The organism is Alcanivorax sp. IL3 (assembly GCF_047495465.1).
In the GTDB taxonomy this organism is placed as follows: Bacteria; Pseudomonadota; Gammaproteobacteria; order Pseudomonadales; family Alcanivoracaceae; genus Alcanivorax; species Alcanivorax jadensis.
In genome coordinates this window covers 770,172-787,500 of sequence record NZ_CP179931.1, presented here as the reverse complement: position 1 = coordinate 787,500, position 17,329 = coordinate 770,172, and the positions used below count along the sequence as shown (strand labels likewise).

17 protein-coding genes are annotated in these 17,329 nt (G+C 61.3%); 8 read left to right on the top strand and 9 right to left on the bottom strand.

All coding sequences use genetic code 11. The features are described 5' to 3' along the window. Nucleotides 1-89 precede the first annotated feature (89 nt). Nucleotides 90-1,289 (bottom strand): tyrosine--tRNA ligase, encoded by a 1,200-nt coding sequence (gene tyrS, locus ACMG4M_RS03655; protein WP_035248480.1) that lies wholly within the window; start codon nucleotides 1,287-1,289, stop codon nucleotides 90-92. Between the two features lie 175 nt (nucleotides 1,290-1,464). Here tyrS and ACMG4M_RS03650 point away from each other — a divergent pair, with 175 nt between their 5' ends. Together ACMG4M_RS03650 and ACMG4M_RS03645 are read left to right on the top strand one after the other, a co-directional pair. Next, on the top strand, nucleotides 1,465-2,784 hold the full coding sequence (locus tag ACMG4M_RS03650; RefSeq protein WP_414430747.1) for an OapA family protein: 1,320 nt from the start codon (nucleotides 1,465-1,467) through the stop codon (nucleotides 2,782-2,784). Further along, the gene (locus tag ACMG4M_RS03645; protein ID WP_414430746.1) at nucleotides 2,774-3,874 is read left to right on the top strand and encodes an anhydro-N-acetylmuramic acid kinase; all 1,101 of its coding nucleotides are present in this window, start codon (nucleotides 2,774-2,776) and stop codon (nucleotides 3,872-3,874) included. Before ACMG4M_RS03650 ends, ACMG4M_RS03645 begins: the two co-directional genes overlap by 11 nt. Before the next feature lie 184 nt (nucleotides 3,875-4,058). Here ACMG4M_RS03645 and ACMG4M_RS03640 read toward each other — a convergent pair whose 3' ends face one another. The 6 genes from ACMG4M_RS03640 to ACMG4M_RS03615 form a co-directional block, all read right to left on the bottom strand. Further along, nucleotides 4,059-4,538 carry a phosphatase PAP2 family protein gene (locus ACMG4M_RS03640; RefSeq protein WP_414430745.1) on the bottom strand — a complete coding sequence of 160 codons (480 nt, stop codon included), beginning with the start codon at nucleotides 4,536-4,538 and terminating at the stop codon, nucleotides 4,059-4,061. A gap of 194 nt (nucleotides 4,539-4,732) precedes the next feature. Continuing rightward, the gene (gene erpA, locus ACMG4M_RS03635) at nucleotides 4,733-5,071 is read right to left on the bottom strand and encodes an iron-sulfur cluster insertion protein ErpA (RefSeq protein ID WP_035248468.1); all 339 of its coding nucleotides are present in this window, start codon (nucleotides 5,069-5,071) and stop codon (nucleotides 4,733-4,735) included. Between the two features lie 91 nt (nucleotides 5,072-5,162). After that, nucleotides 5,163-5,627 (bottom strand): bactofilin family protein, encoded by a 465-nt coding sequence (locus tag ACMG4M_RS03630; RefSeq protein WP_035248466.1) that lies wholly within the window; start codon nucleotides 5,625-5,627, stop codon nucleotides 5,163-5,165. A gap of 9 nt (nucleotides 5,628-5,636) precedes the next feature. Then, nucleotides 5,637-6,362: a DUF6776 family protein gene (locus ACMG4M_RS03625; protein WP_414430744.1), complete on the bottom strand. Its 726-nt coding sequence runs from the start codon at nucleotides 6,360-6,362 to the stop codon at nucleotides 5,637-5,639. Nucleotide 6,363: 1 nt separating this feature from the next. After that, entirely contained in the window at nucleotides 6,364-7,413 is a 1,050-nt protein-coding gene (argC, locus tag ACMG4M_RS03620; protein ID WP_414430743.1) for an N-acetyl-gamma-glutamyl-phosphate reductase, read from the bottom strand. 261 nt (nucleotides 7,414-7,674) lie between these two features. Then, nucleotides 7,675-9,093: a chloride channel protein gene (locus tag ACMG4M_RS03615; protein WP_414430742.1), complete on the bottom strand. Its 1,419-nt coding sequence runs from the start codon at nucleotides 9,091-9,093 to the stop codon at nucleotides 7,675-7,677. A 115-nt stretch (nucleotides 9,094-9,208) separates the two neighbouring features. On the opposite strand from ACMG4M_RS03615, the gene hemJ reads away from it, so the two are divergent. From hemJ to hemL, 6 genes are all read left to right on the top strand, one after another. Further along, the gene (hemJ, locus tag ACMG4M_RS03610; RefSeq protein ID WP_035248526.1) at nucleotides 9,209-9,652 is read left to right on the top strand and encodes a protoporphyrinogen oxidase HemJ; all 444 of its coding nucleotides are present in this window, start codon (nucleotides 9,209-9,211) and stop codon (nucleotides 9,650-9,652) included. 72 nt (nucleotides 9,653-9,724) lie between these two features. Then, nucleotides 9,725-10,483, top strand: a complete 759-nt coding sequence (gene thiD / locus ACMG4M_RS03605; protein WP_414430741.1) for a bifunctional hydroxymethylpyrimidine kinase/phosphomethylpyrimidine kinase — start codon at nucleotides 9,725-9,727, stop codon at nucleotides 10,481-10,483. Continuing rightward, nucleotides 10,480-11,121, top strand: a complete 642-nt coding sequence (thiE, locus tag ACMG4M_RS03600; RefSeq protein WP_277672969.1) for a thiamine phosphate synthase — start codon at nucleotides 10,480-10,482, stop codon at nucleotides 11,119-11,121. Before thiD ends, thiE begins: the two co-directional genes overlap by 4 nt. A gap of 154 nt (nucleotides 11,122-11,275) precedes the next feature. Beyond that, on the top strand, nucleotides 11,276-14,074 hold the full coding sequence (locus ACMG4M_RS03595) for a fibronectin type III domain-containing protein (RefSeq protein WP_414430740.1): 2,799 nt from the start codon (nucleotides 11,276-11,278) through the stop codon (nucleotides 14,072-14,074). After that, the gene (locus tag ACMG4M_RS03590; RefSeq protein WP_414430739.1) at nucleotides 14,068-14,517 is read left to right on the top strand and encodes a DUF6174 domain-containing protein; all 450 of its coding nucleotides are present in this window, start codon (nucleotides 14,068-14,070) and stop codon (nucleotides 14,515-14,517) included. The genes ACMG4M_RS03595 and ACMG4M_RS03590 overlap by 7 nt, the downstream gene beginning before the upstream one ends. A 369-nt stretch (nucleotides 14,518-14,886) precedes the next feature. Continuing rightward, complete coding sequence (gene hemL / locus ACMG4M_RS03585) at nucleotides 14,887-16,167, top strand: glutamate-1-semialdehyde 2,1-aminomutase (RefSeq protein WP_414430738.1); 1,281 nt, start codon at nucleotides 14,887-14,889, stop codon at nucleotides 16,165-16,167. A 203-nt stretch (nucleotides 16,168-16,370) separates the two neighbouring features. Here the strand turns inward: hemL and ybaK are convergent, their stop codons facing one another. Further along, nucleotides 16,371-16,838 (bottom strand): Cys-tRNA(Pro) deacylase, encoded by a 468-nt coding sequence (gene ybaK / locus ACMG4M_RS03580; protein WP_277672966.1) that lies wholly within the window; start codon nucleotides 16,836-16,838, stop codon nucleotides 16,371-16,373. Further along, nucleotides 16,835-17,296 (bottom strand): tetratricopeptide repeat protein, encoded by a 462-nt coding sequence (locus tag ACMG4M_RS03575; RefSeq protein ID WP_414430737.1) that lies wholly within the window; start codon nucleotides 17,294-17,296, stop codon nucleotides 16,835-16,837. The genes ybaK and ACMG4M_RS03575 overlap by 4 nt, the downstream gene beginning before the upstream one ends. Between the last annotated feature and the right edge of the window lie 33 nt (nucleotides 17,297-17,329).

Below are 17,329 nucleotides of genomic sequence, written 5' to 3'. Positions count from 1 at the left end.
GGAGTCAAACCCTTTTTTGCACTTTTTCTGAAAAACCGTTCAACCGCTCACTTTCTGCTCAAATCGCTGGAAAAACCATCGATTCCGGCCTATTTGAGCGTTACCCGGGCTATCTTCTTCTTGCCGGCCTGCAGCACCAGACTCTCGCCCCGGCCAAAACTGCGCTCCTCGGTGAGCTGGGCACCATCCAGATAGACCGCACCCCGCCCGAATGCATCCTTGGCCGCCTTACCGTTTTTAGTCAGGCCTGCCTTGGCAAGCAATTGGAAAAGGCGAATTTCCTCCTCTCCCTCCAGCTCAACCAGCACTTCTGGCACGTTATCCGGGATCTCGCCAAGGGCAATCTGGTTACCCGCAGATTTGGGCGCACTCGCCGCTGCCTGAGCACCGTGGAACCGCTCGACCATCTCCAGCGCAAAGGCCTTTTTGGCCTCCTGCGGGGAGCCCAGCGTGTCCGCCTCTGCCTTCAGCCCCTCAATACGCTCGTTGGAGCAGGAACTGAGCAATTCATAGTAACGCCAGGTGAGGCTGTCGGGAAGAGATAGCAGCTTGCGGTACATTTCCCCGGGAGCATCATTCACTCCCACGTAGTTCCCCAGCGACTTGGACATCTTCTGCACCCCGTCCAGCCCCTCCAGAATCGGCATGGTCAGACAGATCTGCGGGGCCTGGCCGTAGGCCTTCTGCAGGGTACGCCCCATCAGCAGGTTGAATTTCTGGTCGGTGCCGCCCAGCTCCACATCCGCCTCCAGCGCCACGGAGTCATAGCCCTGTACCAGCGGATAGAGAAACTCATGGATGGCAATGGACTGATTACCCTTGTAGCGCTTGTCGAAATCATCCCGCTCCAGCATCCGCGCCACGGTGTACTGCCCGGCCAGCTTGATCATGCCGGCAGCACCCACCTCATTCATCCAATCGGAATTGAATACCACCCGGGTTTTCGCCGGATCAAGGATCTTGAACACCTGCTCTTTATAGCTCTCCGCATTGCGCAGCACATCCTCCCGGGTCAGCGGAGGTCGGGTCGCACTCTTGCCGGTGGGATCACCGATCATGCCGGTGAAATCACCAATTAGGAAAATCACCTGATGGCCCAGCTCCTGAAACTGGCGCATCTTGTTGATCAGCACGGTATGCCCCAGATGCAGATCCGGGGCGGTGGGATCAAAGCCTGCCTTGATCTTCAGGGGCCGGCCAGAGGCCAGTTTTTCCCGCAATTCGTCTTCCTGGATGATTTCATCCGCACCGCGGGAAATGAGCGCCAGTTGTTCGTCCACCGTGGCCATGCCTACCTCTATACTGTCCGGGTACCGTTAACACAGGAATAAAGCCCCTGCGAGAAAGCCGGTTATTGTAGCACTTGAACGCGGCCAGAGAAGGCAGGTATCTTTGCAGGTCAGTTTTCGCTGTGCCTCCCGGGCACGACCGGCTTTTTACCCAACCAGGTCCTTCACACTCTCCATGAAAGAACTTTTATCCTCTGCTGGCAGGCTGGTGCGCCAGTTCCCCCGCACCCATTTACTGCTGAGCATGGTTTTGCTGGGCGGCGTCATCCTTATTGCTCTTAGCCCTGACAGCCCCCCGGAACAACCCAGACAACAGGCCAAGACGATTTCCCTACCGGCCAAACCGGCCAGCAAACCCGAGCCCCAGCCGCAAGCCCCACAGGCACCAGAGTGGCAAATCCTGACCGTACAAGCCGGTGACAGCCTGTCCTCGCTGCTGCAACCGCTGGGCGTCGGCGCCGGCCAGGTATTTGCCCTGATCAACAGCGACGACAAGCTGCAACGGCTGACCAAGATCCGCCCCGGCGAAACCCTCCAGGTCACCGTGGATAACGACAACCGACTGACTCAGGTGCAGTACCACCCCTCCAAAGTGGAAACGCTCACTGCCCGCCTCAGGGGCGGCGGCTGGGAAACCCGCCTGAGCCAGCGCGAATACCAGAAGCAGACCCGCTTTGCCGAGGCGGACATCACTGACTCCCTGTTTCTGGCCGGCGCAGCTGCCGGCATCAGCGACAAGCTCACCATGCAGCTGGCCAACCTGTTTGCCTGGGACGTGGATTTCGTCCTCGATATTCGCCGGGGCGATCGGTTCCGCATTATTTATGAAGAGCTGTATCTGGATGGCGAGAAAGTCGGCGAGGGCGACATCCTGATGGCCGAGTTCTGGAATCAGGACCGCCACCTGACCGCCTTCCGCTACGAAACCCGGTCCGGCGATGTGGAATACCTGGATATCAAGGGCGACTCCATGCGCAAGGAGTTCATCCGCACCCCGGTAGCTTTCTCCCGAATCAGTTCCCGCTTCAACCTGAGCCGCAAACACCCGGTACTCAACCGGATTCGCGCCCACAAGGGCATCGACTATGCAGCCCCGTCCGGCACCCCGATCAAGGCCGCCGGCGACGGCAAGGTGATCTTTGCCGGAGTAAAGGGCGGCTACGGCAACGTGATCATCCTCAAACACGGCCAGATCTACACCACCCTCTACGCACACATGCGCGGCTTCGCCAGGGGCATCCGCGTAGGAAAACGGGTCAAACAGAGCCAGACCATTGGCTATGTGGGCGCCTCCGGCCTCGCCACCGGGCCGCACCTCCATTACGAATTCCGCATTAACGGCTCTCACCGCAATCCACTCACCGTGCCCCTGCCCAAGGCGCGGGGCATCAACGACAATGAGCGTTCGGAGTTTCTGATTGCCGCCAATCGCCTCAAGGCCCAGATGACCCTGTTCGCCGAGGCCTCAACCCTGGCCAGCAGCGATGTCCTCTGACATCCGCAGCGATTACCTAATTGGTCTGATGACCGGCACCAGCGTGGATGGCATCGACGCGGTGCTGACCCGGATCGGTGACGGACATTTCTCCCTGCAGGCCACCCTTAACCAGCCGCTGCCCGACCCTCTGCAAGACGCGGTGCTGGCCCTCTGTCAGCCCGGCGACAACGAAATTGACCGGGCCGGCGCCGTCAGCCGCCAACTCTCCCTATGCTATGCACAGGCCTGCCAGACCCTGCTGGAACAGACCGGCCTGAAGCCACAGCAGATCCGCGCCATTGGCTGCCACGGCCAGACAGTTCGCCACCGGCCCGGCGAAAACGGCTTCAGTCTGCAGCTGGGCTGCCCGGATACCCTGGCAGTGGAAACCGGCATCACCGTGGTGAGCAATTTCCGCAACAAGGACATGGCACTGGGCGGCCAGGGTGCACCCCTGGTCCCGCCCTTCCACCAACAACTGTTTGCCCGACCCGGCCAGCGCCGCGCCATTGCCAACATCGGCGGCATGGCCAACGTGACCCTGCTGGACGGCAACACCCTGCTGGGCGGTTTCGATACAGGGCCGGGTAATGTACTGATGGATCTCTGGACCCGGCAGCACCGCCAGCAACCCTTCGACCGCAACGGTGACTGGGCCGCTGGAGGCGAGCCAGACCCGAGGCTACTGGCAAAGCTGCTGGATGATCCCTACTTCCGGCTGCCACCCCCCAAGAGCACCGGCCGCGAGCTTTTCCATGCAGACTGGCTGAAACCACACCTGCCAGGCCACAGTGAACCTCAACAGGTTCAGGCCACCCTGGCCGAGCTGACCGCCCGCAGCATCAGCGACGCGCTGGCGGATTTCGCCCCACAGCAGCTGCTGGTCTGCGGCGGCGGCGCCCACAACCTCCACCTGCTGGCACGGCTACAGCATCATCTGGAAATTCCGGTGATCAGCACCGAAAGCGAAGGCCTTCACCCGGACTGGGTAGAAGCCGCCGCCTTTGCCTGGCTGGCATGGGCACGGCTGGAAGGACAGTGCGGAAATGCGCCGGTGGTCACCGGGGCGTCCAGGGAAACCATTCTGGGCCAGGTCACCCTGCCCTGAAAGGCGAAGAGCAGCCGCTCATTACCTCGCCACCCCCCCCCCGTAGGAGCGGCGCTTGAGCCGCGAACCATTCGGCCTTTATCGCAAGCAGGTTCGCGGCTCAAACGCCGCTCCTACGGGGAGGTATAGAAAAATGTGCGGACCTATGGCCAGGGCGGAAGAGGATCGTCGAGAGGAGGGAGAACTAAACCAGCCAGAGCGCAAACATGGCACAGCTGATACCCAGGGTGGCGCCGGCGAGGATATCGCTGGGGTAGTGCACGCCCAGCAGCACCCGTGACAGCCCCACCATCACCGCCAGACCCAGGGCCAGCAGCATCACCGGCGGATAGAATACGCAGAGCAGGGATGCCATCACAAAGGCAGCGGCGGTATGGCCGGAGGGAAAGCTAAAGCGGTCTGCCGGCTGGATAAAGGCAGACAGGCTTTCCAGCGCATCCGCTGGCCGTGGTCGTTTGATCAGGTGCTTCAGCAGTACGAACAGCGGCACTTCCAGCGCGTAGGCGGCCATGGCGGTAAGGGCAAACTCGCTGCCCCCCTGCCGATCCATCCACCAGATCAGCAGTGTCAGGGCCACATAGAAGGGCCCATCACCGAGCCGGGACACCAGGCGGGCCATGCGGGCACGACGGGCGGCCTGGGGCTGCTGAAGCAACCAGCACATGGCACGGGTATCCGCGGCGGTCATTCTTTGAAATGTGGGTTTCGTAGTCATCATGGGGACAGTGTCACCCACGAAAACGACGGAAAGTTGATCAAATGGTGAATGTTTTGTGACAGCAGGAGATGCAACAAGCAAGACGCATCATGCTGCAGGACGGGCCTATTGTGTACTAGGGCGAGCGAGAAGGTCCGGCGTCAGACGGAGAAGGAAGACCCGCAACCGCAGGTAGTGGCCGCATTGGGGTTGCTGACCACAAAGCGCGAGCCCATCAGCCCCTTCTCGTAGTCGACCTGGGAACCATCCAGATACTGGATGCTCATGGCATCGACCAGCAGGGTAACGCCTTCCTTTTCAACGATGGTGTCGTCGTCGTTGACCGCCTCATCAAAGGTGAAGCCGTAGGAAAAACCGGCACAGCCTCCCCCCGTGATATACACGCGCAGCTTGAGTTGCGGATTGCCTTCGTCGTCACGCAGTTCCTTGACCTTGGCGGCGGCGGCATCGGTGAATGAGATCGGGGCGGTTTCGGTCATACTCTCGCTAGCAACGGATGGCGGATTGGCCCGTGGCCGGAACGGCCTACGGGCTGATTATGTTCCAGTACCCGACTAAAACAGTCAAGAATTATTCAGCTGCCGCAGCCTTGGTCGCGGTCTTGCCGGCATTCTTGCCAGTGGCATCCGGTGCCGGCAGGTTGCGACGCTCATCGTCCAGCCGCACCAGCTTGCCGTTTACCCGGGCCCCCATGACCATTTCGATCATCAGGTAATAGACATTCCCTTCCACGGCGGCTTTCTCGGCCAGCTCCAGATTCTCGGTGGCGTGCACATCCCCTTCCACACGACCGTTGATGATGACATTGGGCACCTGAATCTCCCCTTTGACCACCCCGGTCTCACCAATAATCAGACGGCCACCGTCCTTGCCCACACTGATATTGCCTTCCACGGTGCCTTGCACGTGCAGGCCACCAGTGAATTCGATATCGCCCCGAACCGTGGCGCTGGGCGCGACCAGGGTGTGGTTACGATAATCCTGGGACGAACCGGATGTACTACCTGTTGCGGATTTCTTGTCTCGGCCAAGCACGGGTCTCTCCTACTGCCATTTTACGGTTTTTTGTATCTGGTAACGGTTTCTGCCGCCGCTCTCAGCTTCTACGTCCACGGCTTCCAGCTCCACCCCTTCCGGTACCTGAAAGCGGCCACTCAGCTCCTGAAAGTAACGAAACCGGAAGCGCGTCTCACTGCCATCTTCCAGCCAGTCGGTTCCATTCCGGGAAAAAGACTCCCCCTCGCGACTGCCACGCAGGGTGAGACTGATGTCGCCGGACAGATAATTACGGTTATCTCCTGCCTGCACCAGCACCACCCGGTAACGGTAAAAGCCGTTTTCATCATCCGGCTGCAGCACCATTTTTTCAATCTGCAGCCCTTCGCTTGCGCCCGGGGCCATGACGCTCTTGTAAAACACCACCGCCTCTTCCAGCTCGGCAGCCTGATCACGCAGGGATTTTATCTCCTGGCGCAGGGTCTCCCGAGCCTCCCGGGTAACTTCGGTATCGGTGCGGTACAGAGCCAGCTCATTGCGGGCCGCTTCCAACTCACGCTTGGTGCTCTTCAGATCGCTGCGCAGGCGCTGGTTGGCCGCAGAAGTATCCAGGGCGCCACTGCTACCGGTCCAGAAACCGCCGGCAAACAGCACTACGGCGAGGATCAACAGGGCTACGGTCCACAACCGGCGGCGTTTTTTCTGGCGGGACGGGCTCACCGGCATCAACATCACATCATCAATGCCTGCCCGGCTTTTCGGTTTGCGCGCCATATCAGGGCATCAGCGGAACGACTGCGAGTCCCGCCCCTTCATCCAGCCCGAACATGATATTCATGGCCTGCACCGCCTGTCCGGAGGCACCCTTGACCAGATTGTCGATCACCGACAGTACTACAATCACGTTCTCGCCCCGGGGCTGGTGCAAGGCAATCCGGCAGGTGTTAGCGCCTTTCACGAAACGGGTCTCCGGGTGGCTACCCAACGGCATCACATCCACAAAGGGCTCATTGGCGTAACGAGCCTCGTAGGCCGCCTGGATCTCTTCCAGGGACGGCGATTGGTCGTTGAGCTGCCCATAGAGGGTGGCGTGAATACCGCGAATCATGGGAATCAGGTGCGGCACAAAGGTGGCCCTGACCGGCCCACCGGCGATATCCGCCAAACCTTGTTTGATTTCCGGCAGGTGACGGTGACCACTGGCGCCATAGGCCTTGTAGCTCTCGCCGGCTTCCGCCAGCAGCATCGGCACCTTGGCACCCTTGCCGCCACCACTGGCCCCACTGGCCGCGTTGGCAATCAGTTGCTCCGGCTTGATCCAGCCGTTTTCCAGCAACGGCAGGTAGCCCAGCTGGATGGCAGTGGGATAGCAGCCGGCACAGGCCACCAGTCGCGCATCACGCAGCTTTTCCCGGTTCACTTCCGGCAGGCCGTACACCGCGTCCGCCAGCAATTCCGGGCACGCGTGCGGTTCGCCGTACCAGTCGCTCCACAATTCATGGTCACGCAGCCGGAAATCCGCAGACAGATCCACCACGCGCACCCCGGCGTCCATCAGCTCGGGCATCATGCGCATGGCCACATTATGGGGGGTGGCGAAGAACACCACGTCGCAGGAAGCCAGCCGCTTCACGTCCGGCTCGCTAAAGACCAGGTCGGTGCGTCCCCGCAGGGAAGGGAACAGGTCCGCCACGGCGGTGCCGGCTTCCCCCCGAGAGGTAATCACATCGAGAGCCACATGGGGGTGGTTGACCAGCAGGCGCAACAACTCCACTCCGGTGTATCCGGTGCCACCAACTACGCCGACCTTGAGGGGCTCTGCCATATCATTCTCCACCCTGCTAATCAGGGAACTGCATTTAACCTGAAGCCACGACGTCATCGCGGCGCCTGACACAAGCCTTTGCCGCCACAGAAACTATTATTTTCCAAAGAAAGTCTTCGGTCGATCGTATTCCCTGATACGACACTTGTTCAGAAAATCTCCTGTGGCAACAAATTCTTGCGCCATGCATCCACCCTGAAGCCGTAGCTTCAGGTTCACAAATGACCCCGCATGATAGGGGCGCCACCATGGGCCGGCAACTTATCCGGGCAATTGCCGTTCGGATTCCTTGCCCGCGGCCGACTCCGCTCCCCCGTCATCGCCTTTTTCCCGGGGCTTTTCAAGGGCCATGCCACGCCCATCCGAGAGACGCTCGGCAAGAGAATCATAGAGCGGGCGAGCCCAGACAAGCTTGGCCACCGCCGTTGCCAGAAACGCCCCGGCCATCAGCGGTAGCAGGATGTCATGGCGGTTACCGGTCAACTCCATGACGATCACAAAAGAGGTAATGGGACGCTGGATCACGCCAGCCAGAAAGGCGGCCATGGCTACCAGGGTAATCCCCACCAGGGAAGACTCCGGGAAGAAACCGCCAATCACATTGCCGAACCCGGCCCCCGCAGCCAGGCTCGGCGAGAACAGCCCGCCGGGAATACCGGTGAAGTAGGACACCAGAGTGGCGGACATCTTGGCCAGGGCAAAACTCCAGTTCCCCGGGTGCTCTCCGTCCAGCAGGGTACTGGCCTGCTCATAGCCACTGCCGTAGGTGGCACCGCCGGTGAGCAACCCCAGCAACACCAGCACCAGCGCGCACATCAGCACCACTCGATAGGGGTGCGCCTTGGCATGGGGAGAAAGAAACTGACTGCCCTTGATCAGCAACCGACTGAACAGACCGCCGAACAGACCACACACCAGCCCGGTGACGCCAATCGCCGCCCAGTCCCGGGTAATATCCAGGGCGCCCTGCGGGTGACCGAAAAAGCTGTAGTGCCCCATGATCATCAGCACCACCACCCCGGAGAGAACAATGGCCAGGATCAGGGTACCGCTGGTGCGCTGCTCGAAGGAGCCGGACAATTCTTCGATGGCGAAAACAATCCCCGCCAGCGGCGCATTGAACGCCGCCGACACCCCGGCAGCACCACCGGCCACGATCAGGGAATTATCCACATATTTCTGATTCAGGCGCCCCAGCCGACCCACCGAATACATCATTGCCGCGCCCATATGAACGCTGGGGCCTTCGCGCCCGATACTGGCGCCGCACAGCAACCCCAGGCAGGTCAGAATGAACTTGCCGAAGATGACACGCAGAGAAAGAAAGGTGGGGCGCAGCCAATGGTAGCGCTGCTTTAGCACCACCAGCACCTGAGGAATACCACTACCCTGGGATTCGGTGCCCAGCTGTCGCATCAACCAGACGATCAACAGCATGCCCAGCGGCGTGATCAGCACCGGCAACAGTGGCGACTGTTCGTGTATCTGGATAAAGGTGTGTGACGCCAGTTCTGCCACCCAGGCGAACGCCACCACCAACAACCCCACCAGCACGGCACCGATCCAGAACACCGCGCGCAACTTCCAGTCTTCCCAGGACCCCAGCTGACGACGACTCACGCGGCGAGTGCGAAACAGGTAGTAACGCATCAGACGACGATGGCGTGGCCGCTTATTCACGGGACTCCTTGGCAATCAGTGCAGGTTGACGAAACAATGGCAGGAAGTCGGTATAGTCTACGCTCTGACTTCCGATCCCTCCACTCACTACACTCCGGAGATTTGCCACATCATGATGCAGTTCGCCCTTGACCACCTGCTCTGGATCAAAGCGTTCCACCTGATCGCCGTGATCTGCTGGTTTGCCGCCATCTTTTACCTGCCGCGTCTATTCGTCTATCACGCCATGGCGGAAGACACCGTCAGCCGGGAGCGTTTTAAGGTGATGGAGCGAAAACTGTACCGGGGCATCATGAACCCCAGCATGATCGTCACCGTATTGCTGGGCCTGTGGATGCTGATGGCCAACTGGGAAGCCTATAAAGGTTTCGGCTGGATGCACGCCAAGCTAACCCTGGTGTTTCTCCTGATCGGCTATCACCATGTCTGCCTGGCCTACATGAAAAAATTCGCCGCCGACGCCAACACCAAAAGCGACAAGTTTTACCGGATCTTCAATGAGATCCCCGTGTTTCTGCTGGTGGCCATTGTTATATTGGCGGTAGTGCGACCATTCTGAAAAACGCTGCACGCCTGACACCGGACGAGAAGATCGCCCGCACGTCAGGCGTCAAGCGCCAGGCGTTCTTTTATGAAAACCAATATTCTCGTCATCGCTGGCCACGACCCTTCCGGGGGCGCCGGCATCCATGCGGACATTGAAACCATTCGCGCCCTGGGCGGCTTTGCCTCCACCCTGATCACCGGGCTCACCGTGCAGAATAGTCAGAACGTGCGCGGTTTCCGGCTCACCGACGTGGATCTGTTACGTCAGCAGGCAGCCACCCTGCTGGAAGACTACGACTACCAGGCAGTGAAAATCGGTATGACCGGTTCCGTAGCCATCATCGACTTCATCGCCGAGCTGCTGCAGCAACTGCCCGGCGTGCCCGTGGTGCTCGACCCGGTGCTGGCCGCCGAAGCCGGCGGCAGTCTGGCCAGCGAATCCCTGGCCGACGCCATGCTGGAAAGACTGGCGCCCCACTGCGATGTGATGACCCCGAACCTGCCCGAATCCCAGGCTCTCAGCGGTCAGGTCACCGTCGCCGACTGCGGCGGCGAGCTGGTTAAACGCACCGGCTGCGCCACTCTGATCACTGGCACCCACGACGACACCGACCAGGTCACCAACCATCTGTTCAGCGCCGACGGTGAGCAACAGTGGAACTGGGAGCGTCTGCCACACAGCTATCACGGCTCCGGCTGCACCCTGGCCTCGTCCATCGCCTGCCTGCGCGGCCACGGGGAATCCCTGGCCAATGCGGTGGCAGACGGCCAGGCCCATGTGGACCGCTTCCTGCGCAACGCCTTCCGCCCGGGCCAGGGCCAACATGTGCCCGATCGGCGATGAAGCACCCCGCCATCCATGGCCTGTACGCCATCACTGACCCGGCCCTGATTCGTGATCGGCAATTACTGCCAGCCGCAGAGGCGGCCCTGCGCGGTGGCGCCCGGCTGCTGCAATACCGGGACAAGACCGCCACCCCGGCGCAACGGCGCCATCGGGCCGCCCAGCTGCAAGCCCTGTGCCGGCAGCATGACGCCCTCTTTCTGGTCAACGATGATCCCGCCCTGGCCGCAGACATTGATGCCGACGGCGTCCACATCGGCCAGAGCGACGGCGGCATCGCCCGCGCCCGACGCTTGCTGGGCCCAGGCAAGATCATTGGCGTTACCTGTCATAGCGATCTGGCACTGGCAGAGCAGGCCGCCGCTGCAGGCGCCGACTACGTGGCCTTCGGCCGCTTCTTCCCCTCTCGCACCAAACCCCTGGCTCCGCCCGCTGATCCGGCGATCCTCGACCAGGCCCGTCAACAGCTGACGATTCCGCTGGTCGCCATCGGCGGCATTAATTCCGACAACGGCGGCCAGCTACTGGAGCGGGGTGCCGACGCTCTGGCCGTAATCCACGCCCTTTTCTCCGCCCCCGCTCCCGACCAGGTAGAGCGGGCCGCGCAGCAGCTCAGCGCCCTGTTTAACGCTGTCTGAACCTCAAATAACCCTGCACGCCCGTTCAGATAGCGAGGAATGGGATACGCCGCACAACATACCCGCCCGCAGGTACGCAAAATCCCCCGCAACGTCTACACCGAAGTAACTACACCTAAAATACGAAAAACCCAGTAAGAGGGGAGCACCACCCATGGCAATGCGCTTTCATCGGCCACTGGCATCCTGGCATGGCCTGCTGTTGGCTACCCTGCTTTTCCCGGGCAGTCATGTCGCCGCTGCAGATCCACAAGCCAGCACCGAACTGTTCATCGATGGCAGCCGTTACCGGGCGGTACTGGAACCCAGCACCGCCCGGATCGGCATGTCCGATGCGGATCGCAAACTCCTTCAGGGCAATCACTACAGCGGCTCTCTGGAACAGGTTCCGGGAAGCTGGGTGCGTCTGTCCCAGCTCGAGGATAACTGGTCCGGGGTCGTGTCACTGAATGGCGAAATGCACGTTATCGACAGCGACACGTTCAGCCAGCATAACAATCTCCCCGTTGCCCGTTCCCTGCAAAGCCTGCAGGCGCCCGGCACCTGCGGCGTAGGCAATGGCACCCACAGCTCCCTGGAACTGCCGACCCGGGAAGGAGCCAGCGCTCGTTCAGGCGAGTACCACATTGCCGCAGCCACCCTGGAAGAAATGTGCACCGAGCAGGTGGACGGTGTTTGCCTGCTGCCGGAGAAATACCTGATCGTCGACCACCTGTTTCAACAAAAGCACCCGGATACCTACCAGGACAAGGTGGTGGAACTGCTCAACATCATCGACGGTTTCTACCGCAACGACCTGAATATGGTCTTCGATACCCTGCACGTGGAATTTCCCAGCGAAGAGTTGCTGCTGGAATCCACCAGCGCCAATGAACTGCTGGTAGATCTGCGTGAGAAGTACCACGGCTTTTCCTTCGCCGACACCAGCACGGCCAGCCCATTGATGGAACTGCTCTCCGGCCGTGAATTCGACGGCTCCACGGTGGGCCTTGCCTATGTCGGCACCCTCTGCAATACCAATGGCTACGCCACCGGCGTCACCCAGGAATACGTCAACATTCCCCTGACTGCCGTGGTCATGGCCCATGAGATCGGCCATAACTTCGGCGCCAACCACGACAATGTGGAAGCCGACCAGGAGGAAAATCCGGAACGTTACTGCGGCAATGGCTACATCATGTCCAGCTGGGCTGACGGCAGCGCCACTGGCTTTTCCAGTTGCTCGGTAAACCAGATGACCGCCAAGGTCGACAGCCTGGGCAACCACGATGCCTGCTTCAACTACCCGGTGGATGCAGGATTCAGCGCCGATAATGCCAACCCTGAGCGCTTCGATAACAGCACCGGCACCACCCTGGCGCTGGCCTTTACCGTGGACTACCAGCAAGCCTCCCGGGCACCGGACCAGATCCAGCTGCAGGGGAGTCTCAGCAATGCCCGGATCGACCAACTGACCCTGCCGGATGGTGACTGCAGCATTGCCCCGGATCAGCGGAGCTATAGCTGCTCTCTGACACCGCCCTTCGCCCCTGCCAGCCTGACACTACGCATCATCAGCAGCACCCCGGCTGACGCTCTCCTGACACAGACAGCCACGATCAGTGGCAGCGAAGTGAAGGACATCCTTTCCGGTAACAACCAACTGAGCACTCCTCTGGCCTATGACATTGTGTCCAGCCAGCCCAACGACCTGCAGGCCCAGGTCCAGCAGGAGCCACCACAGGTGACTCTGACCTGGACCGACCGGGCATTTACCGAAACCGGTTACCGGGTCGAGCGCTCCAGTAACAACAACAGCTGGACGCCGCTGATCAGCCTTCCGACAGACAGCGAGACCCATACCGACACCGGCATCGACACTGATCTCAACTATCAATACCGGGTCATTGCCGAAGGCAACGACATCACCGGCGACAGCTCAAACATCGTCAGCATCATGGTCGAAGGCACACCGGATGCCCCGGCCAACCTGGCCACGACCTTGGCGGACGGCGGCATCCAGTTGACCTGGAGCGATCAGGCGGACAATGAGCAACGCTACGAAATCCAGCGCCGCCGGGACAGCAATGGCAGCTGGACAGTCTGGACCCGTCTTGTCGAAGATCTGGCCGCGGACAGTGCGCAATACCTGGACAGCACCGCTGTGCTCGGCGAGCGCTACCAGTACCGTGTCATTGCCCATAACGCCACTCTGGCTTCCGCCCCCTCCAATCTGGCCGAGATTCAGTTTGGTTCACGACCCGAAGCGCCCTCCAACCTGACCAGCCGCCTGCTGGAAGACGCCGTCCGCCTGACTTGGCAGGACAATGCGGACAACGAAACCGGCTTCCGGATTCTGCGCCAGCAATTCAACGGGCAGACCTGGAGTGAATGGCAAAGCCTCGCCGAGCTGGGCAGCAACCAGAGCCGCCACGATGACAGCTCAGTCCTCGCAGGCACGCTATACCGCTATCAGGTGCAGGCCTTCAATGCCGTAAGCCCCTCACCGCTCAGTAACAGCGCGGAGCGGCTCTTCGAGCGCGCACCGGCTGCCCCTGACAACCTGCAGGCACAGCGCCAGAACACCACCGCGGTATTGCAATGGCAGGATAATGCCGACAATGAATTCGGCTTCCGCATCGAACGCCAGCGCCGGGACGGCGACACCTGGCTGGCCTGGCAGGCCATCGCCGAGCTGAATGCCAACAGCACCCGCTACACCGATACCCGAGTCACCATCGGCAACCGTTATCGCTACCGGGTCGCCAGCCTCAACAGTGCCGGCAGCTCCACGCCCTCGGCGGCGGCGGCCATCGCCCTGAACAACGACATCACCCCAACCGGCGATGACAACACCCTTAGCGACGACACTCCGCCACAAGATTTCGGCGATGACGGCGGCAGCGCAGGCTTCCTGACTGGCCTGCTGGCACTGCTGGTATTGCTTCGCCGTAAAGGCAGTGCCTCATGCTGAGCTCGCGCCCGCTGATAATGCTGCTGCTTGCAACCCTGCTGTCCGCCTGCCAGGCGGGCAGCAACGCCAGCGAAAACAATCCCTTGGCCGAGGCCCGACAACGCTGGGCCGGCCAGGGCCTGGAGCACTACCGCTACCAGGCCAGCCAGCAATGCTACTGCGGCCCAGGAGCGCTGCAGCCCGCCAGCATCCTGGTCAGCGACCAACAGGCCCGGCTTGAAGACCCGGCTAACCAGGAGCTGCGCCCCCTGGCCCGCACCGTGGAAGCCTGGTTTGCCCTGATTGAGGAAAAACAACGCAAAGGGTGGCACCAGGTAGAGGTGGACTACCACCCAGAGCAGGGTTATCCCCGCCATATCCGCCTGGATTTCGATCCACGCATGGCGGATGACGAGCAGCAATACTGGATCAAGGATCTGGCGCCGACAGCGGCCACCCCCTAACCCCCGGACGCCCTACTGGCCAAGCCGTCACTCACCCCTCATAATGCCGCCACTTTCCGTGGCGGGCCCTGGTGATCTATGCGGAAAGTTCTGTAACAGTTCGCTGCGCCAAAACACCCAGCTCTGTGTTGAGAAAACTTGAATTAGACCCACTAGTCCTGCGCTTTCTCGCCTTGATCTGGATGTTTTGGCTTTGCTCCGTTGTCACATAACTTTCCGCATGGATCACAGGCTCGCCCGTGTCACGGGGTCTTCATGCCCCGACGACATCATCAACCGTAATTTCCCGTGTGTGCTCAGGCGCACACCCGCCGCCCGCGCGGCCTGCGATGCCAGGCATCGCCAACAGCCAGACAAAGAGGACTCCCCATGAGCCGCAAGCACTCCGAACAGCTTTTCCGTCAGGCCCAGAAACACATTCCCGGGGGTGTAAATTCCCCGGTGCGAGCCTTCAAAAGCGTAGGCGGCACCCCGGTGTTTTTCCACTCCGCCAGCGGCGCCTATCTGCACGATGAAGATGACAACCGCTACATCGACTACGTGGGATCCTGGGGCCCGATGATCCTTGGCCACAACCATCCCCAGGTGATTGCCGCCGTGCAGGCAGCCGTGCAGAACGGCCTCAGCTTCGGCGCCCCCACCGCCACCGAAGTAGCCATGGCGGACAAGGTCTGCGAACTGGTGCCCTCCATGGACATGGTGCGCATGGTCAACTCCGGCACCGAAGCCACCATGAGTGCCATCCGCCTGGCCCGGGGCTATACCGGCCGCGACAAGATCATCAAATTCGAAGGGTGCTACCACGGCCATGTGGACAGCCTGCTGGTGAAAGCCGGTTCCGGCGCCATGGGCATCCCCGGCTCACCGGGCGTCCCCGCCGCCGTGACCGGCGACACCCTGGTGCTGGATTACAACGACGCTGCCAGCGTGGAAGCCGCCTTCAAGGAATACGGCGACCAGATTGCCGCCGTCATCGTCGAGCCGGTGGCCGGCAACATGAACTGCGTGCCGCCCACCAAGGCGTTCCTGCAGGCCCTGCGCCAGTACTGTGATGACCACGGCAGCGTGCTGATCTTCGACGAAGTCATGACCGGCTTCCGGGTGGCACTGGGCGGCGCCCAGGCGCTCTACGATGTGACCCCGGACATGACCACCCTGGGCAAGATCATCGGTGGCGGTATGCCGGTGGGCGCCTTTGGCGGCAAGAAAGCCATCATGGAACACCTGGCACCGCTGGGCCCGGTCTATCAGGCAGGCACCCTGTCCGGTAACCCGGTGGCCATGGCGGCAGGGCTGACCACCCTCAACCTGCTCAGCGAACCCGGCTTCCATGAGGCGCTGACAGAAAAAACCACCCGCCTGCTGGATGGCATGACGGCAGCCGCCCACGCCGAAGGCGTCGCCTTCACCACCGCGCAAGCGGGCGCCATGTTCGGCTTGTTCTTCACCGACCAGAGCCGCATCAGCAGCTTTGCCGACGTGATGGCCTGCAACAGCGAGCGCTTCAACCGCTTCTTCCACGCAATGCTGGACCAGGGCGTGTATCTCGCCCCCAGTGCCTTTGAAGCCGGTTTCGTGTCAGCAGCACACAGCGATGAGGACATCGACGCCACCATTGCGGCGGCGCGCAAGGCGTTTGCGAAGGTATAATAGCGTCGCCCAAAACCACCTGTAGGAGCGGCGTTTGAGCCGCGAATCCGAGCCTTGGCGAGGAAAACGCGGTGCGGTTTACTCGCGGCCTCCTCTAGAGAGACCTGTCGAGTTCGGAAGCTCCTGATCGCCTTTCAGGCGATTTCCGCGCTGGCGCGCGGTTCGCGGCTCAAGCGCCGCTCCTACAGTGGCTTCGTAGTGAGTCAGTCGCGAACCAGCGCCACCATTTTTCCACCGGTCAGTCCCAGCAAATCACCCGGCGCCATGGCGATTTCGAGGCCGCGCCGACCGGCGCTCATGTAGATGGGATTGTGTGATTGGGCACTAAAATCCAGATACAGCGGCAACTGTTTTTTCTGCCCCAGCGGACTGATACCACCGAGTACATAGCCTGTCAGGCGCTGCGCCTTGTCCCCCGGACACATGGCCGCTTTCTTGCCGCCGTGGGCGCGGGCCAGACATTTCAGATCCAGTTGATGAGCCACCGGCACCATGGCCACCACCGGCTGTTCATCCACCAGTGCCAGCAGCGTCTTGAAGACGGTTTGCGGGGGCAGCTGCAAGGCGTCCGCCGCTTCCAGCCCGTAGCTTTGCGCCTTGGGATCATGGTCATAACTGTGCAATTGAAAGGAAACGCCGGCCTTTTTCGCAGCCTGCACCGCCGGTGTCATACCGGCCTGGCCTTGGGATTGCGCAACGCCGTCGCCTTGCTGCGGGCCTGACGGGCGCCGGATTTGTCACCCTGGCGATCGCGGGCAGTGGCCACCAGATCCCACAAGCCGGCCCGGTAATCGTCATGGTCGGGAGCCAGGCGCAGCGCCTTCAGGGCGAAGCCCTCCGCACCGCGAGGATCACCCTCGGAAAGCCGCAACCCCGCCAGCTCCTTGTACAGCCAGGAGGAATCCGGGGCGATATTCAGGGCTCGCTCCAGATAACGCTCTGCAGCCGATGTCTGCCCCTGCTGACGGGCCTGTTCCGCCCGACTCAACAGACCCAGTGCCGGCGAGCCTTCCAGTTCCTGACTGGCGGTCATCGGCTCTGCCGGTTCCTCCACCGGAGGACGGACCGCACAGCCCGCCAGCACCATACTGATCAGCATCAGCTGAACAAGCCTTTGCACACTCAACATCCTGACTATCCTTGAACAGCGCCACGGCAAGAC

Excerpts from the sequence above, each read along its gene's own strand:
- tyrS (WP_035248480.1), bottom strand. The coding sequence starts at position 1,289 with ATGGCCACGGTGGACGAACAACTGGCGCTCATTTCCCGCGGTGCGGAT.
- ACMG4M_RS03650 (WP_414430747.1), top strand. The coding sequence starts at position 1,465 with ATGAAAGAACTTTTATCCTCTGCTGGCAGGCTGGTGCGCCAGTTCCCC.
- ACMG4M_RS03645 (WP_414430746.1), top strand. The coding sequence starts at position 2,774 with ATGTCCTCTGACATCCGCAGCGATTACCTAATTGGTCTGATGACCGGC.
- ACMG4M_RS03640 (WP_414430745.1), bottom strand. The coding sequence starts at position 4,538 with ATGTGCTGGTTGCTTCAGCAGCCCCAGGCCGCCCGTCGTGCCCGCATG.
- erpA (WP_035248468.1), bottom strand. The coding sequence starts at position 5,071 with ATGACCGAAACCGCCCCGATCTCATTCACCGATGCCGCCGCCGCCAAG.
- ACMG4M_RS03625 (WP_414430744.1), bottom strand. The coding sequence starts at position 6,362 with ATGGCGCGCAAACCGAAAAGCCGGGCAGGCATTGATGATGTGATGTTG.
- argC (WP_414430743.1), bottom strand. The coding sequence starts at position 7,413 with ATGGCAGAGCCCCTCAAGGTCGGCGTAGTTGGTGGCACCGGATACACC.
- hemJ (WP_035248526.1), top strand. The coding sequence starts at position 9,209 with ATGCAGTTCGCCCTTGACCACCTGCTCTGGATCAAAGCGTTCCACCTG.
- thiD (WP_414430741.1), top strand. The coding sequence starts at position 9,725 with ATGAAAACCAATATTCTCGTCATCGCTGGCCACGACCCTTCCGGGGGC.
- thiE (WP_277672969.1), top strand. The coding sequence starts at position 10,480 with ATGAAGCACCCCGCCATCCATGGCCTGTACGCCATCACTGACCCGGCC.
- ACMG4M_RS03595 (WP_414430740.1), top strand. The coding sequence starts at position 11,276 with ATGGCAATGCGCTTTCATCGGCCACTGGCATCCTGGCATGGCCTGCTG.
- ACMG4M_RS03590 (WP_414430739.1), top strand. The coding sequence starts at position 14,068 with ATGCTGAGCTCGCGCCCGCTGATAATGCTGCTGCTTGCAACCCTGCTG.
- hemL (WP_414430738.1), top strand. The coding sequence starts at position 14,887 with ATGAGCCGCAAGCACTCCGAACAGCTTTTCCGTCAGGCCCAGAAACAC.
- ybaK (WP_277672966.1), bottom strand. The coding sequence starts at position 16,838 with ATGACACCGGCGGTGCAGGCTGCGAAAAAGGCCGGCGTTTCCTTTCAA.
- ACMG4M_RS03575 (WP_414430737.1), bottom strand. The coding sequence starts at position 17,296 with ATGTTGAGTGTGCAAAGGCTTGTTCAGCTGATGCTGATCAGTATGGTG.